This is a genomic window from Curtobacterium sp. AC272, from assembly GCF_979258155.1.
Map to the genome: position 1 here is coordinate 3582475 of NZ_OZ409838.1, position 14115 is coordinate 3596589.

Consider the following 14115-nt stretch of genomic DNA (forward strand, 5'->3'; position numbering starts at 1 on the left):
CGCGAACCTCGACCCGGCCGGCGTGGCCCAGGTGCACGACGCCGTCCGCGCACTGCTCGACGAGTCGGGGGCGACCCTGCTCGTGGTGGAGCACCGGATCGGCACCTGGCTCGACCTGGTCGACCGACTCGTGCTGCTCGAACCCGGCGGCGGGGTCGTCGCGGACGGCGCGCCTGCCGAGGTGCTCGCGCACCACGGCGCAGCGCTCACCGCGGCCGGGGTGTGGGTGCCTGGCGCCGAGCCCGAGCGTGGCGCGGCCCGCGGGCGGATCCGTGCGGCTGCGCGAACGGGCGAAATGCCCGGGTCGGCTGCCGGGGGACCGCGGCATTTCGCCCGCTCGGCGAAACGGCCGGAGAGGTGGCGGGCGACGAGATCCGTGCGGCTGCGCGAACGGGCGAAATGCCCGCGTCGGCTGCCGGGGGGACCGCGGCATTTCGCCCGCTCGGCGAGGGGGCGGGCACTGGGGCGGGCGCGCTGCTCGAGGCGCGGGATCTCGGGACCGCCCGGGGCAAGCGACAGCGGGTGGGCAGCGGGATCGACCTCGAACTCCGAGCCGGACAGGTCCTGGCTATCACGGGGCCGAACGGCATCGGCAAGTCGACGCTCGGCCTCACGCTCGCGGGGCTCCTGCCTCCGGTCGCGGGGAGCTCGCCGCCACGACGGACCTCGCCGCTGGCGTCCCGCCGGCGCCGCACACGTGGTCGAGCCGCGAACTCGCCGCCCGCATCGGCACCGTCTTCCAGGACCCCGAGCACCAGTTCGTCGCCGGCTCCGTCCGCGAGGAGGTCGAGGCCGGCCCCGCGCGATCGGCGTTCCGGACGTCGCTGGCCGGGCGGACGTGCTCCTCGGCGAGTTCGGCCTCGGCCACCTCGCCGACGCCAACCCGTTCACGCTGTCCGGCGGCGAGCAGCGGCGGCTCGCCATCGCCGCGGTCGTCGCCGCCCGGCCGCCGGTCGTCGTGCTCGACGAACCGACCTCCGGGCAGGACCGGTCCACGTGGGATGCCGTCGTCCGGCACCTCGGAGCGCTCGCCGACGCCGGCACCACCATCGTCGCCGTCACGCACGACCGCGACCTGATCCGGGCGCTCGACGCCGACGAGGTCGTGCTCGCGGCGGACGGCGCCCGGCGTGTGGACGGCGACCAGGGTGCGGCTGCGACCACCCCGGAGACGGGGCCGACGTCGACGGGCCGAACCGCGCCTCCAGGCCGAGCCCACGCGACGACCGCCACCGACCCGACAGACCACCACCGCGGCGTCCGCGCCGTCCAACCGGTGGCCTCGCTCGTCGGCGTCCTCGCGCTCGGCGTGTGCCTCGTGCTCAGCCTGGACGTCGTGTCCGCAGCCGTCGCCCTCGCGCTCGAGCTCGCCCTGCTGCCGCTCCTGCGGCTGCCGGTGCAGACCCTGCTGCTGCGGGTGTCACCGATCCTGGTGGCCGTGCCGCTCACGGCGGTGAGCATCGCGCTGTACGGACGGCCCTCCGGACGGGAGTGGTTCGACTTCGGGTTCGCCCACGTCACGGACGGGTCGCTCACGCTCGCGTTGGCGACGGCGCTCCGCGTGCTCGCGGTGGGGCTGCCCGCGGTCGCGTTGTTCATCCGCGTCGACCCGACCGACCTGGCCGACGGGCTCGCGCAGGTGCTGCGGCTGCCGGCACGGTTCGTGCTCGGGGCCCTCGCGGCCATCCGGATGATGACGCTGCTGGTGGACGACTGGCGGCAGCTCGCGATGGCGCGGCGTGCGCGGGGTCTTGCTGACACCGGGCGGCTGCGCCGCGGGGCGTCGATGGCGTTCGCGCTGCTGGTCCTGGCGCTGCGACGGGCGACGACGTTGGCGGTGGCGATGGAGTCGCGCGGGTTCGGGGCTCCCGGGAGACGCACGTGGGCGCGGGCCGCACGGTTCGCGTGGCCGGAGTGGGCGATGGTGGCGGTGCTCGTCGGGATCGGTGTCGCGTCGATCGCGGTCGCCGTGGCAGCGGGGACCTGGCGTGCGTGAGTCGACGGACCCGGCGGACCCGGCGGACCCGGCGCACCCGGTGGACCCGGCGGACCCGGCGCACCCGGCGAACGGCGAGGGCCTCGCCGCAGGCGTCGCTGCGGCCGCGGCCGGTGCTGCGGCGGCATCGGGCGGGCGCCTCGTGGTGCTCGTCGACGGCCGCTCCGGCACCGGCAAGACGACCCTCGGCAACCAGCTCGCGCAGGCGCTGGGGGCGCAGGTCGTGCACCTCGACGACGTCTACCCGGGGTGGGACGGACTCCGCGCGGCGGCCGACGCCGTGGTCCGCGACGTGCTCGGGCCTCCCAGCGGGTACCGCCGGTGGGACTGGGTCGCCGACGGCCCGGCGGAGTGGACCGCGGTCGACCCCGACCTGCCGATCGTGATCGAGGGCTGCGGGGCGGTGTCCCGGGCGTCGGCGCCGCTGGCCTCGTTGGCGGTGTGGCTCGAGGCCGACGATGCGGTCCGCTGGGACCGGGCGATCGGCCGCGACGGCGACACCTTCGCGCGCGAGTGGGACCGGTGGGCGGCGCAGGAGCAGGACTTCATCGCCGCCGAGGACCCGGCGTCCCTGGCCGACGTGGTGCTGCGGACGTAGCGGGGCGCGCCGAGTCTCGGGCTGGCCGCGCCGAGTCTCGGGCTGAGCGACAGTTCACGGACGCCCGAGCGCGAGAACTGTCGCTCACCGCGAAACTCGGCCCCGCGCAGCGCCCCGCGCAGCGCCCCGTGCAGCACCGCCCCGCGCAGCACCCCGCGCAGCAGCACCGCCCCGCGCGACCGGGTCCACCGCGAACACCGCCGCCACGATGGTCAGCACCGCGTACACCCCGAGGTACCCGCACAGGATCCACGGCGAGCCCCCACCGAGCTCCACGAACACCGCGGCGAGCAGCGGCGTCAGCCCGACCGAGAAGATCGACCCGATCTGGTACCCGAGCGACATCCCCGAGTACCGCCGACCGGTCGGGAACTGCTCCGCGAACCAGGCTGCCTGCGGCCCGTAGATGCTGTCGTGGAAGACGCACATCCCGATCAGCGCCACGAGCGGCAGCAGCACGAGCGGCCCGGCGTCGAGGAACGCGAAGAACGGCCAGATGAGCACGGCGATGCCGACGGCCGACCAGATCGTGAGCACGCGGCGTCCCACCCGGTCGGACAGCCACCCCCAGAACGGCGTCGACACGAGCGACACCGCCGAGATGACGAGCACCGCCTGCAGCCCGGCGTCCGAGCCCGACGGTCCCCGCACGGCCGCGAGGTAGGTCAGCGAGTACGTCGTCAGGATCGAGTACAGCGCCGGCTGCACCAGGCGCAGTCCGGCGGTCACCAGGATCGCGCGCGGGTGGTGCCGGATCGCCTGCCAGACCGGGAACCGTTCGACCCCGCCGGAGGCCCGCAGCTCCTGGAACACCGGCGCGTCCTGCACGCCGAGCCGGATCACCAGGCCGACGGCCACGATCACCGCGGAGAACAGGAACGGCAGCCGCCACTCCCAGGCGAGGAACGCCTCGTTGCCGAGCAGGGACCGCACCAGGGTGAACACGCCGGTCGCGAGCAGCATCCCACCCGCCGACCCCATCTGCGTGAACGCCCCGAACAGCCCGCGGTGCCGTTCGGGTGCGTGCTCGACGGACAGCAGCGCGGACCCGCCCCACTCCGCGCCGGCGGCGACACCCTGCAGCAGCCGCAGGAACACCAGCGCGACGACGGCACCGACCCCGATGGTCGCCGCCGACGGCACGACCCCGATCAGGGTCGACGCGATGCCCATCAGCACCAGGGACGCGACGAGCAGCTTCTTGCGTCCGATGCGGTCGCCCAGGTGTCCGGCGATCACCCCGCCGAGCGGCCGTGCGACGAAGCCGACCCCGTAGGTCGCGAACGACGCGATCACCCCGACCGCGGGCGTCACCGACGGGAAGAACGTGGGCGCGAACACCAGGGCGGACGCCGTCGCGTACAGGTAGAAGTCGTAGTACTCGACCGTCGTGCCGACGAACGAGGCGAGGGCGACGCGACGGCGGGTCGCGGTGGTCGACGGTGCGGCGGGACGGCCGGGAGGCGCGGTGACGGTGCTCGGGGTCGGCATGCCTCAGGAGCATGGTCGCCTCCAGGGCCGGGGGAACACCGCGCGTAACGGAAGGTCACGTCGCTGTCGTCGGGCGGTGCCCGCCGACCACGATGGGGTGCATGAGCGATGCACCGAACCGACCGCTGCGCTTCGCGGCCTTCGTCATGAACACGACGTCGCACATCCAGCACGGCCTCTGGCGGCACCCGGACGCCCGCCAGGCCGACTTCGACGACGTCACGCTCTGGACCGACCTGGCGAAGACCCTCGAGGCGCGGCAAGTTCGACGCGATGTTCTTCGCCGACGTCGTCGGGACCTACGGGCCGGGACGCGGCGACTACTCGACCAACCTGCGCGAGGGGCTGCAGATCCCCTCGAACGACCCCTCGGTGCTGCTCTCCGCGCTCGCCGTGTCGACCGAGCACCTCGGCCTGGCGTTCACGTCGAGCGTCATCCAGTCGCACCCGTTCGACTTCGCCCGCAAGGTCTCCACCCTCGACCACATCACCCGGGGCCGGATCGGCTGGAACGTCGTCACGAGCGCGCTCGACAGCGCCGCCCGGAACTTCGGCGCCGACCGGCTCGAGGAGCACGACGAGCGCTACGTCTGGGCCGAGGAGTACCTCGAGGTCTGCGCGAAGCTCTGGGAGGGCTCGTGGGAGGACGGCGCCGTGCTGAAGGACCCGGTGCGTGGCTACGCCGACCCCGACAAGGTGCATCGCATCGACCACCACGGGAAGCGCTACGACGTGCAGGGGCCGCACCTGAGCGCGCCGAGCCCGCAGCGGACGCCGGTGCTGTTCCAGGCCGGCTCCTCGCCCGCCGGTCGGGCCTTCGCCGCACGGAACGCCGAGGCCCAGTTCATCCTGACCTCGAACCGCGACGCCACCGAGCAGCTCATCCGCGAGACCCGCGACCTCGCCCGGGCAGCCGGGCGTCGGCGGGAGGACATCGCGTTCTTCCTCGGGCTGACCTTCGTCACCGGGTCCACCGAGGCCGAGGCGAAGGCGAAGGAAGCGGAGATCGACGAGTACCTGGCGGCCGACGGCTTCCTGGTGCACTCGAACCTCGGCTTCGACCCGGACACCGGCGAGGCCCTCGACCCGGACACCCCGCTGTCCGAGGTCCGCACCCACGCCGGGCAGTCGCACCTGCAGTGGCTCCGCGAGGCCGCCGGCGACCGCGAACCGACCATCGCCGACCTCGCCCGCCTGTCCGCCAAGCTCCGTGCCCGGGTCGTCGGCACGCCCGACCAGATCGCCGACGAACTCGCGGACTGGCAGCGCGTCGGCGTCGACGGGGTGAACGTCATCAACTGGACCCTGCCCGGCTCGTACGAGGAGTTCGTCGACCACATCGCGCCCACCCTGCAGGAGCGTGGGTTGATGCAGTCCGAGTACCGCGAGGGCACCCTGCGCGAGAAGCTCTTCGGGCACCCGCAGCTGCCGGACTCGCACCCCGCCCGGCAGTGGCGCGGTGCGTTCACGGGCGGCGCGAGCGCGACTGTGCCGGCGCCTGCGGACGCCGCACGTGCCGTGGAGGTGACGGCATGACGGACGCGACGACGACCGACGGACGGGTGACGGGCCTCCCGGCCGATCGTCTGGCGACCCTGCGCGAACGCTTCGCACCCGTGTTCGCGACCATCCGCGAGGGCGCGGTCGAGCGCGAGCTCGCGTCCGGCACCCCCGGCGACCGGCCGTTGCCGCACGCCGAGGTCCGCGCACTCGCCGACGCCGGGTTCGGGCGGCTGCGCGTGCCGGAGGACCGCGGCGGGTTCGGCGTGAGCCTGGTCGAACTCGTGCACCTGGTGGCGGACCTGGCGGCCGCGGACTCGAACATCGCGCACCTGTGGCGGGGGCACTTCGGGTACACCGAACTCGTGCTGCTCCGGCCATCGTCGGCCGGACGGGACGAGTGGCTCCAACGCATCGTCGACGGGGCGATCGTGGGGAACGCGACCTCGGAGCGGACCGGGACGACCCTGGCCGACATCTCGACGACGGTGACGCCGGCTGGCGATTCCCTCCGTCTCGACGGGCGGAAGTTCTACTCGACCGGCACGCTCTACGCCGACTGGATCTACCTGGCGGCGGACCGCTCGGGCGACCGCGTGACGTTCGCCGTGCCGGTCGACGCGCCGGGCGTGACGAGCGTCGACGACTGGGACGGGTTCGGCCAGCGGCTGACCGCGTCCGGCACCACGGTCTTCGAGGGTGTGCCGGTCGACCCCGCCGTGGTGTCGGCGTACAAGGACGCACCGCTGTCGCACATCCAGGCCTTCTTCCAGCTGTACCTGCTGGCGGTCCTGGCCGGCATCGGACAGGCGGTGTCCGACGACGCGGTCGCCTTCGTGCGGCCGCGGACCCGGACGTACATCCACGCGAACGCGGCGACGCCGGGGGAGGACCCGCAGGTGCTGGCGGTCCTCGGTCGGTTGTCCGCCGGGGCGTTCACCGCCCGGTCGCTCGTCGTCGCGGCCGCGGGGCTGCTCGACCAGGTCGTCGCGACGAACGAGCCCGGGGTCGGGGTCGACCGCGTGCTGCTCGATGCCGCCGAGAACGCCGTGTACCAGGCGCAGGTCGAGATCGGGCCGCGGGTGCTGCGGTCGGCGTCCGAACTGTTCGAGGTCGGCGGGGCGTCCGCGGCCGACCGCACCCGGGCGCTCGACCGGCACTGGCGGAACGCCCGCGTCGTGGCATCGCACAACCCGGCCGTCTACAAGGAGCGGCTCGTGGGGAAGTACGCGCTGCACGGGCGGGGGCCGGTGGACGCGTGGGAGAAGTACCACGAGGTGGGGCCGACGCGGTTCTGAGGGGGCGCTGCCGCGGGGCGGCGGCGGAGACTCGGCGTAGGCGACACTTCTCGCGTCCCGAGCGCCGAGCAGTGTCGCTCAGCCCGAGTCTCGGCCCCCGCGCGACGAGTCTCGGGGCGCCTACGCCCAGCCGAGCTCGTGCAGCCGCTCGTCGTCGATGCCGTAGAAGTGCCCGATCTCGTGCACGAGGGTGGTGTGCACCTCGTCCTTGAGCTCCTCGACGGTGTCGCACTCGGCCAGGTGCTGCTTGCGGAACACCACGATGCGGTCGGGCAGCTCACCGAAGCCGTACTGCCCGCGCTCGGTCGCCGCGATGCCGTCGTACACGCCGAAGAGCTCTTCGCCGTTCTCCGGCTCGTCCTCGACCACGAACACCACGTTGTCGAGCCCGTCGACCATCTCGTCGGGGAGCAGGTCGAGTTCGTCGGTCACGAGCTGCTCGAAGTCGTCGGCGGACATCTCCATCACGCAGGGATCGTCCCACACCGCGCTGACCACTCGCGGCGAAGCCGCACGGCGCCGGAGGCGCCCAGACAAACACTGAGGGAGAGCCCCGGTTGCGTCACACGCAACAGGACTCTCCCTCGACTGGGGTGAATAACGGGTCTCGAACCCGCGACCTCCTAGACCACAACCAGGCGCTCTACCAACTGAGCTATATCCACCATGCACACACCGGCGGACCGGCGCGACCACTCAATAGTAGTACATGCTGCGGGCGGTGCCGACCACCCGTGTCGTCACTCGGCCGCAGGCTGGGCCAAGCGCGGTTCCCACTTCTCGACGACCTCGGCCTGGACGGCACGCACCTCGTCGGTGGTCGGCCCCGGCTCGGCGACGAAGCCCGCGCGGCGGTAGTACTCGGGCTCGCGGATCGACTCGAGGATGTCCGCGAGGGCCCGGTGCCCACCGTGCTTCTCCGGCGAGTTGAAGTACACGCGCGGGAACCAGCGGCGGCAGAGCTCCTTGATGCTCGACACGTCGACGCTGCGGTAGTGCAAGTGGCCGTCGACGCGGGGCATGTACTTGGACAGGAACGCGCGGTCGGTGCCGATGGTGTTGCCGGCCAGGGGCGGTGCCCTCGGCCGGGACGTGCTCGAGGATGTACTCGAGCACCTGGTACTCGGCGTCCGCCAGGCTGACGCCGTTCGGGATCTCCTCGATGAGTCCCGACGTGACGTGCATGTTCGTCACGAACTCGTTCATGTTGTCGAGCGCGGACTGGTCCGGCTTGATCACGATGTCGAATCCGGGGTGCACGGGCTCGAGGTCGAAGTCGGTGATGACCACGGCCACCTCGACGAGTTCGTCGACCTCGAGGTCGAGGCCGGTCATCTCGCAGTCGATCCAGACGAGGCGGTCATTCGCGGTTGCCATGTGCACGATCCTATTCCCGGCCTGCGCACGCCCCGTGCGCGGGTGGTGCGCGGCCGGTGTGGGGCTCGCGTCCGCGGCTGGTGCGCGGTCCCGTCCCCCGAACCCGCGAGCGGGCGAAATGCCCGGGTCGTGTCGCGGGGCACACGGGTGTTTCGCCCGCTCGCGGGCGCGGCGGTGCCGGAGGCGCGTGTGGCGGTGGTGGTGACGGCCTGGAGGCCCGGTGCCGGTCCGCCGGGCTGGCGCCGGGCCTCCCGGCTGGTCGCGTCCGGTGCGCGCACCGCGAGCGGGCGAAATGCCGCGGTTGCGCGGCGGGGTGACGCGGACATTTCGCCCGCTCGGCGAGACGCTCGGCGAGACCCTGGGGAGGGCCTGCGCTCTGGCCGCTCCGCGCCAGCGCGAGCGGGCGAAATGCCCGGGCCGCGTCGGGCGGCACCCGGGTGTTTCGCCTGCTCGCGGAAGACGGGGCGGGGCGGGAGGGTGAGGGCCGTGGTGGTGACCGCCTGGAGGCCCCGTGGCGGTCCGTCGGACTGGCGCCGCGCCTCCAGGCTGGTCGCGCCCAGTGCGCAGAGCGCGAGCGGGCGGAATACCCGGGCCACGTTGCAGGGAACCCAGACATTCCGCCCGCTCGCGGACAGCCAGTCAGCCAGCCAGCCAGCCGGACGACGGCAGGCGGACGTGCGTGCGTGCAGTGCGCAGTGCGCAGAGCGCGAGCGGGCGAAATACCCGGGCCGCGTCGGGAGGCACCCGGGTGTTTCGCCCGCTCGCGGAAGCGGCAGCGGGGCGGGGGGGGAGAGGTGTGCGGCTAGGACATCTCGCCGGCGCCGATCGCCTCGGCCTCGACGCGCTCCGGCTCGGCACCGTCGTCCACGCGGCGCAGGACCTTCGTGGTGCAGAGGATGACGACGAACGCGACGGCAACGGACGCTCCGGCGAAGACGTACGCGGCCGAGGGGGCGTACGCGTCGGCGAGCAGGGTCGCGACGGGCGGGGCGATGGCGCCGCCGATGAAGCGGACGGCCGAGTAGGCGCTCGAGGCGACCGAGCGGGGCAGGTCCGTGGCCTCCATGACGCACTCGGTGAGCACCGTGTTCAGCACACCGAGCACGAGGCCACCGATGATGACGCAGATGATGAGGCCGACCTGCGAGTCCACGACGACGGCCGCGGCGAAGAGGTCGAGTGCCAGCAGGGGCAGCGCGATCTTCAGCACCGTCGTCCTGCGGAGACGGGCGGTGAGCATCGGGGCGACCCAGACGGAGGTGATCGCGAGACCGAGGCCCCAGCCGAAGAACGTGAAGCCGATGCCGAGCGCACCGAAGCCGAGCGGGAACGGCGTGTAGGCGAGCAGGACGAAGAAGCCGATGTTGTAGAAGAGCGCGGTCGCGGCGAGTGCGGCGAGTGCGGGACGGCCGAGGGCGCGGAACGGCGCCGAGAGCTTCGTGGGCGTGGGCTTCTCGAGGCTGCCGGTCTTGAGGAGCGCCACGATGGCGATGAACGCGACGGCCATCAGGGTGGTGACCCCGAAGAACGGGCCGCGCCAGCTGACCGACCCGAGCAGCCCGCCGACGAGCGGGCCGACGGCGATGCCGAGGCCGAGCGCTGCCTCGTACAGGATGATCGCCGAGGCGGTCCCGCCCGACGCCGCACCGACGATGGTCGCCAGGGCGGTGGAGATGAAGAGCGCGTTGCCGAGGCCCCAACCGGCACGGAAGTCGATGATGCTCCACACGCTGTTCGACGTCGCGGCGAGGACCGAGAACACGACGATGAGCGCCAGGCCGATGAGCAGCGTGCGCTTCGCGCCGATGCGGCTCGAGACCCAGCTCGTGAAGAACATCGCGACGCCGGTGACGGCCAGGTAGCTCGTGAAGAGCAGTTCGGTCTGCGCCGGGGTCGCCTTGAGCGATCCAGCGATCGCGGGGAGGATCGGGTCGACGAGGCCGATGCCCATGAAGGCGACGACGCAGGCGAAGGCGATCGCCCAGACCGCTGAGGACTGCTTGAGGATGGAGCCGGACTGGCCGGCAGGTGCGTGGGCGTTCACGCGGTGGTCTCCGTTCTGGTGGTGGTGCGCTGGGCGATCAGGACGGACGCGTGGTGCAGCACATCCCAGTCGTCGTCGGTGAGGTCGGCGAACAACGGGCCGACCGTGTCGGTGAGCGTGGCGCGCCAGGCGGTGAGCCGGGCACGGCCCGCGTCGGTGATCTCGATGAGCTGGCCGCGGGAGTCGTCGGGGTCGACGCTCCGCGTGACCAGGCCGTCGGCGAGCATGCCCGTGACGAGCCGGGTCATCGTGGGCTGCGCCACGCGCGGGCCGCCGCGAGCTCACCGAGCCGGAGCGGCTCGTCGGACTCCAGGATGCCGAGCGTGCGCCAGACCGCTGCCGACGTGGTGTTGCCCGTCGACTGCGCGGCGCTGCGGATCAGGCGGTTGACGGAGACGAGAAGCGTCTCGATCGTCTGCGCGCGCGTTGTTTCCATAGCTGAACTATATAGCGATGCTATGCATTGCGCAACAGACCGCATCAGGGGCCGCCTGGTAGAAGGGATGCATGAGCGACATCACCATCCACGAAGGCGACGAGTACACCGCGATCTTCCACGGCGGACCCTTCGACGGCACGACCGACACCCGCACCGCGACGAGCGACGCGCTGGACGACGAGGTCACGGTGTTCGCCGACGTCGAGGGCCTGCAGACGGCCTTCACCTACCGCGCCACCAAGTCCCGTCAGGTCCTCGACCAGACCTCGGTCGAGTTCACCTACGAGCCGGGGGAGTCCGACCCGGTGGACGACCTCGCTGACCGCGGCGACCGCAGCGGCGAGTTCGACCGGGAGTAGAACCCCGCGCCGCCGCGTTGCACGGTCACATGCAGCTCGACCTCTGGACGTCCGCCTTCTGTGCGCCGTGCGCCGCCGCCCGCCGGGTGTCGGCCGAGGCCTCGGAGCTCGTCCCCGGGCTCGCCGTGACCGAACGCGACGTGGCGTCGTACCCCGACGACGCAGAGGACCTCGGCATCCGTTCCACGCCCACGATCATCGTGCGGCGGGAGGACGGTGCCGAGGTCTTCCGTTCACCCGGGGTCCCCACCCGCGACCAGCTCCTGCTGGCGATCGCCAAGGCCCTCTGACGCGGCTGCGCCCGCCGCACGGTCGCCGCCCGCCGCACGGTCGCCGCCCGCCTCGCCATCGCCGCCCGCTGCCCGCTGCGACGTCGGCGCCGCCACCACGACCGGCTCCGGCGGGTCGACCAGCGCCCTGGCCTTCCGCGCGAGCCGCTTCGTCGTCCGGATCGGCGCCCCGATCACGAGGGCGAGCCAGCCCAGCGCCGAGCGGTCCGCTCCGCCCAGGGCGTTCTTCCGCTCCAGGCCCGGCGCAGTACCCCGCCCCGGCTGCGGCGTGCGGGTTCCCGGTCGACGAGCGTCCCGGTGTCCCGCTGCACCATGAGCGCGGTGAGCCGGCGCTGCCAGTCGTCGTCCGAGGCCGGGTGGAAGTAGTTGTCCTGCATCCAGCTCGGGCGGACCGTCCCGAACCGGCCGTCCACCAGGTCGACCGAGTCGCCCTCGAGGCCGCTCGACACGAACACCTCGTTGATGAGGTGGCGGCCGATGCCGAAGTCCGTCAGCGTCAGCGCGGGCACACCACGTGCGGCCGCTTCGAGGACCGCCGTCGAGCTGATCGTCACGAGGGCCACCGCACGGTCGAGGGTGTTCGGCCATCGGCCCGCTCTCGACCACCAGGTTGGGCGGTGCGTCGGCCGGCACGAGGTCGGGGTACGGGTGTTCCTCACGGTGCGTCTGGTGTTCGCCGGCGGCCGCGCGGGTCTTGATCGACGCGCCACTCCAGGTGCTGCCGTGCGGTCGCGACGAGCCACTCCACGACGAGGGCCCGGTCGACGCGCTCCAGCGGGACGCTCGGCTGGGCCGCGAAGACGACGGCGTCGCGGACGGGTGCGCCGTTCGTGCCGCGTCCTGGCGATGGCGCTCGCAGTCGCGCCCGTGCTGGCGGTCGCGCTCCGGGCGAAGGGCAGCGTGGCGAGCGCGAAGTGCGGCTCCACACCGCCCTCGGTCGCCATCTCCTCGTACGCCCGTACCTCGCGGTGGCTGTGCAGCACGAACAGGTCGGCACGCGCACGGAAGAAGATGCCCTTCCACTTCGCCGGGAACGAGATGCCCGGCAGGCCGGACACCAGCACCGGCCGGTCCGGGATCCGGCGGTGCACCTCGTCGATGACGAGTTCGGCGACCGGGCCGATCAGGGACACGAGGACGGCGTCGGGCGGATCGACGCGGAGCTCCTCGACGACGGCGTCGACGTCCTTCGGCGTCGGCGGCGTCGTGCGCAGGTGCGCGAGTCGTGCGTCGAGCCCGCGGAACGCCGAGCGCAGCTGCTTCGCGCTGGCCGAACGCGGCGTCGCGACGGTCCGCAGGTCGAGGTCCCAGCCGGCCGGTGCCGCCGCGAGCAGGTGGGCGCCCCACTTGGCGAACGAGTCGGTGTCGACCAGGGCGACCACACGTCGGCCGCGGGATGACGGGCCGGACGGGAGGCGCGCCTCCCGTCCGACGGTCGACGCACCCCCGTCAGCCGGCACGTCCAGGGCGCCGGTCTCGTCGACCGGGCCGCTCACGCGGTCGCTGCTCACGTGGTCTCCGCTCACGCGCCGACGCGGCGCAGCTTCGCGAGCGGCGCCCGCTCGCCGGCGGTCGGATGGGTGCTGCATGCGCTCACGCGCCGACGCGGCGCAGCTTGGCGAGCGGCGCCCGCTCGCCCGGGAAGATGCGCTTCACCCCGTCACCGAGCGCGGTCTCGATGATCCGGATGTCCCGCGCCAGGGTCTTCAGGCCGTGCGGCTCGAGCGAGGCCGCGTGGTCCGAGCCCCACATCGTGCGGTCGAGCGTGATGTGCCGTTCGACCGCGGTCGCTCCGAGGGCCACGGCGGCGATCGAGATCTGCAGGCCCGGCTCGTGGCCGGAGTACCCGACCGGAACGCCCGAGTAGCGGTGCGCGAGGGTGTCGATCATGCGCAGGTTCGCCTCCTCGGCGGGGAGCAGGTACGTCGACGTGGCGTGCATGAGCACGAGGCGGTCGGTCCCGAGGGCGTCGACGGCGGCGTCGATCTGCTCGAGCGTCGACATGCCCGTCGACAGGATGACGGGCTTGCCGGTCGCTGCGACGGCCGCGAGCATCCCGAGGTCGGTCACCGACGCCGAGGCGATCTTGTACGCGACGACGTTGAGGTCCTCGAGGAAGTCCACCGACGGCTCGTCCCAGGGGAGGCGAACCAGTCGAGGCCACGCAGCGTCGCGTGGTCGCCGATCTCGATGTACTGGTCGCGGTCGAACTCGACGCGGTAGCGGTACTCCAGGTAGGTCATCTCGCCCCACGGGGTGCTGCGGGGCGTGTTCTTCATGTGCTCGGGCGTGGAGATCGCCGGGGTGCGCTTCTGGAACTTGACGGCCTGCAGCCCGGCGTCGGCGGCGACGTCGATGAGCTGCTTCGCGATGTCGACGTCACCGTTGTGGTTGAGGCCGATCTCGCCGATGAGGTACGCGGGGTGGCCCGCGCCGATCGTGGACGTGCCGATGGTGACGGTCATGGTGCTCCGTTCAGTGCGGGGCTGCCCGCGTCGGGGATGGGTCGTGGTCGGGGATCTGGGGAGCGACGACATCGGCCGTGACTTCGGCCGCGGCTTCGGCCGTGACTTCGGCCGTGACTTCGGCCGTGACTTCGGCCGCGATCAGGTCGGTCTCGTCGTCGATGTCGATCGCGCCGGCGGGGTCGACGGCGATGAGCTCGACGCGGCCGTGGAAGCGGTGCCGGTGCTGCCGGAAGCCGTTGGTCCGCATGACGTACG

General features: G+C 72.8%; 12 protein-coding genes, 1 tRNA gene and 6 pseudogenes. 7 read left to right on the forward strand and 12 right to left on the reverse strand.

Features of this window, described 5'->3' with window-relative positions:
* Nucleotides 1–399: 399 nt before the first annotated feature.
* From ACZZ0J_RS18415 to ACZZ0J_RS18425, 3 genes and pseudogenes are all read left to right on the forward strand, one after another.
* Nucleotides 400–594, forward strand: a pseudogene (locus tag ACZZ0J_RS18415) (hypothetical protein); the annotation flags it as partial.
* 292 nt (nt 595–886) lie between these two features.
* A pseudogene (locus tag ACZZ0J_RS18420) lies at nt 887–1996 on the forward strand (CbiQ family ECF transporter T component); the annotation flags it as partial.
* Nucleotides 1989–2594, forward strand: coding sequence for a nucleoside/nucleotide kinase family protein (locus tag ACZZ0J_RS18425; protein WP_463437952.1), 606 nt, complete (start codon nt 1989–1991; stop codon nt 2592–2594). The pseudogene ACZZ0J_RS18420 and the gene ACZZ0J_RS18425, both read left to right, overlap by 8 nt.
* Before the next feature lie 84 nt (nt 2595–2678).
* Here ACZZ0J_RS18425 and ACZZ0J_RS18430 read toward each other — a convergent pair whose 3' ends face one another.
* Nucleotides 2679–4085, reverse strand: coding sequence for an MFS transporter (locus ACZZ0J_RS18430; protein WP_463437953.1), 1407 nt, complete (start codon nt 4083–4085; stop codon nt 2679–2681).
* A gap of 101 nt (nt 4086–4186) precedes the next feature.
* Between ACZZ0J_RS18430 and ACZZ0J_RS18435 the strand changes: the two are divergent.
* Nucleotides 4187–5621 (forward strand): annotated as a pseudogene (locus ACZZ0J_RS18435) (LLM class flavin-dependent oxidoreductase).
* Nucleotides 5618–6883, forward strand: coding sequence for an acyl-CoA dehydrogenase family protein (locus tag ACZZ0J_RS18440; protein WP_463437954.1), 1266 nt, complete (start codon nt 5618–5620; stop codon nt 6881–6883). Before ACZZ0J_RS18435 ends, ACZZ0J_RS18440 begins: the two are co-directional and overlap by 4 nt.
* A 120-nt stretch (nt 6884–7003) precedes the next feature.
* Here the strand turns inward: ACZZ0J_RS18440 and ACZZ0J_RS18445 are convergent, their stop codons facing one another.
* The 6 genes and pseudogenes from ACZZ0J_RS18445 to ACZZ0J_RS18470 all read right to left on the reverse strand — a co-directional run bounded on the left by ACZZ0J_RS18445 (nt 7004) and on the right by ACZZ0J_RS18470 (nt 10740).
* Nucleotides 7004–7348 (reverse strand): metallopeptidase family protein, encoded by a 345-nt coding sequence (locus ACZZ0J_RS18445; RefSeq protein WP_123341128.1) that lies wholly within the window; start codon nt 7346–7348, stop codon nt 7004–7006.
* Nucleotides 7349–7472: 124 nt separating this feature from the next.
* Nucleotides 7473–7548 (reverse strand) — tRNA-His (locus ACZZ0J_RS18450).
* A gap of 75 nt (nt 7549–7623) precedes the next feature.
* Nucleotides 7624–8260 (reverse strand): annotated as a pseudogene (gene orn / locus ACZZ0J_RS18455) (oligoribonuclease).
* An 802-nt stretch (nt 8261–9062) separates the two neighbouring features.
* On the reverse strand, nt 9063–10304 hold the full coding sequence (locus tag ACZZ0J_RS18460) for an MFS transporter (protein ID WP_131878453.1): 1242 nt from the start codon (nt 10302–10304) through the stop codon (nt 9063–9065).
* Entirely contained in the window at nt 10301–10567 is a 267-nt protein-coding gene (locus tag ACZZ0J_RS18465; protein WP_463437955.1) for a MarR family winged helix-turn-helix transcriptional regulator, read from the reverse strand. The genes ACZZ0J_RS18460 and ACZZ0J_RS18465 overlap by 4 nt, the downstream gene beginning before the upstream one ends.
* Nucleotides 10549–10740 (reverse strand): hypothetical protein, encoded by a 192-nt coding sequence (locus ACZZ0J_RS18470; RefSeq protein WP_463437956.1) that lies wholly within the window; start codon nt 10738–10740, stop codon nt 10549–10551. The genes ACZZ0J_RS18465 and ACZZ0J_RS18470 overlap by 19 nt, the downstream gene beginning before the upstream one ends.
* Before the next feature lie 71 nt (nt 10741–10811).
* Between ACZZ0J_RS18470 and ACZZ0J_RS18475 the strand changes: the two genes are divergently transcribed.
* Nucleotides 10812–11102: an oligoribonuclease gene (locus ACZZ0J_RS18475; protein WP_111086801.1), complete on the forward strand. Its 291-nt coding sequence runs from the start codon at nt 10812–10814 to the stop codon at nt 11100–11102.
* Between the two features lie 29 nt (nt 11103–11131).
* Nucleotides 11132–11392 (forward strand): thioredoxin domain-containing protein, encoded by a 261-nt coding sequence (locus ACZZ0J_RS18480; protein ID WP_194648177.1) that lies wholly within the window; start codon nt 11132–11134, stop codon nt 11390–11392.
* Between the two features lie 173 nt (nt 11393–11565).
* Here the strand turns inward: ACZZ0J_RS18480 and ACZZ0J_RS18485 are convergent, their stop codons facing one another.
* From ACZZ0J_RS18485 to ACZZ0J_RS18505, 5 genes and pseudogenes are all read right to left on the reverse strand, one after another.
* Nucleotides 11566–11955: a DUF6716 putative glycosyltransferase gene (locus ACZZ0J_RS18485; protein ID WP_463438228.1), complete on the reverse strand. Its 390-nt coding sequence runs from the start codon at nt 11953–11955 to the stop codon at nt 11566–11568.
* Nucleotides 11956–12047: 92 nt separating this feature from the next.
* Nucleotides 12048–12320, reverse strand: coding sequence for a DUF6716 putative glycosyltransferase (locus ACZZ0J_RS18490; RefSeq protein ID WP_463438229.1), 273 nt, complete (start codon nt 12318–12320; stop codon nt 12048–12050).
* Nucleotides 12268–12981: pseudogene (locus ACZZ0J_RS18495) on the reverse strand (DUF6716 putative glycosyltransferase); the annotation flags it as partial. The pseudogene ACZZ0J_RS18495 and the gene ACZZ0J_RS18490, both read right to left, overlap by 53 nt.
* 4 nt (nt 12982–12985) lie before the next feature.
* Nucleotides 12986–13857, reverse strand: a pseudogene (locus ACZZ0J_RS18500) (N-acetylneuraminate synthase family protein).
* 10 nt (nt 13858–13867) lie between these two features.
* Entirely contained in the window at nt 13868–14107 is a 240-nt protein-coding gene (locus ACZZ0J_RS18505; RefSeq protein WP_463437957.1) for a hypothetical protein, read from the reverse strand.
* Between the last annotated feature and the right edge of the window lie 8 nt (nt 14108–14115).

Excerpts from the sequence above, each read along its gene's own strand:
- ACZZ0J_RS18505 (WP_463437957.1), bottom strand. The coding sequence starts at position 14,107 with ATGCGGACCAACGGCTTCCGGCAGCACCGGCACCGCTTCCACGGCCGC.
- ACZZ0J_RS18445 (WP_123341128.1), bottom strand. The coding sequence starts at position 7,348 with ATGGAGATGTCCGCCGACGACTTCGAGCAGCTCGTGACCGACGAACTC.
- ACZZ0J_RS18475 (WP_111086801.1), top strand. The coding sequence starts at position 10,812 with ATGAGCGACATCACCATCCACGAAGGCGACGAGTACACCGCGATCTTC.
- ACZZ0J_RS18470 (WP_463437956.1), bottom strand. The coding sequence starts at position 10,740 with ATGGAAACAACGCGCGCGCAGACGATCGAGACGCTTCTCGTCTCCGTC.
- ACZZ0J_RS18430 (WP_463437953.1), bottom strand. The coding sequence starts at position 4,085 with ATGCCGACCCCGAGCACCGTCACCGCGCCTCCCGGCCGTCCCGCCGCA.
- ACZZ0J_RS18480 (WP_194648177.1), top strand. The coding sequence starts at position 11,132 with ATGCAGCTCGACCTCTGGACGTCCGCCTTCTGTGCGCCGTGCGCCGCC.
- ACZZ0J_RS18440 (WP_463437954.1), top strand. The coding sequence starts at position 5,618 with ATGACGGACGCGACGACGACCGACGGACGGGTGACGGGCCTCCCGGCC.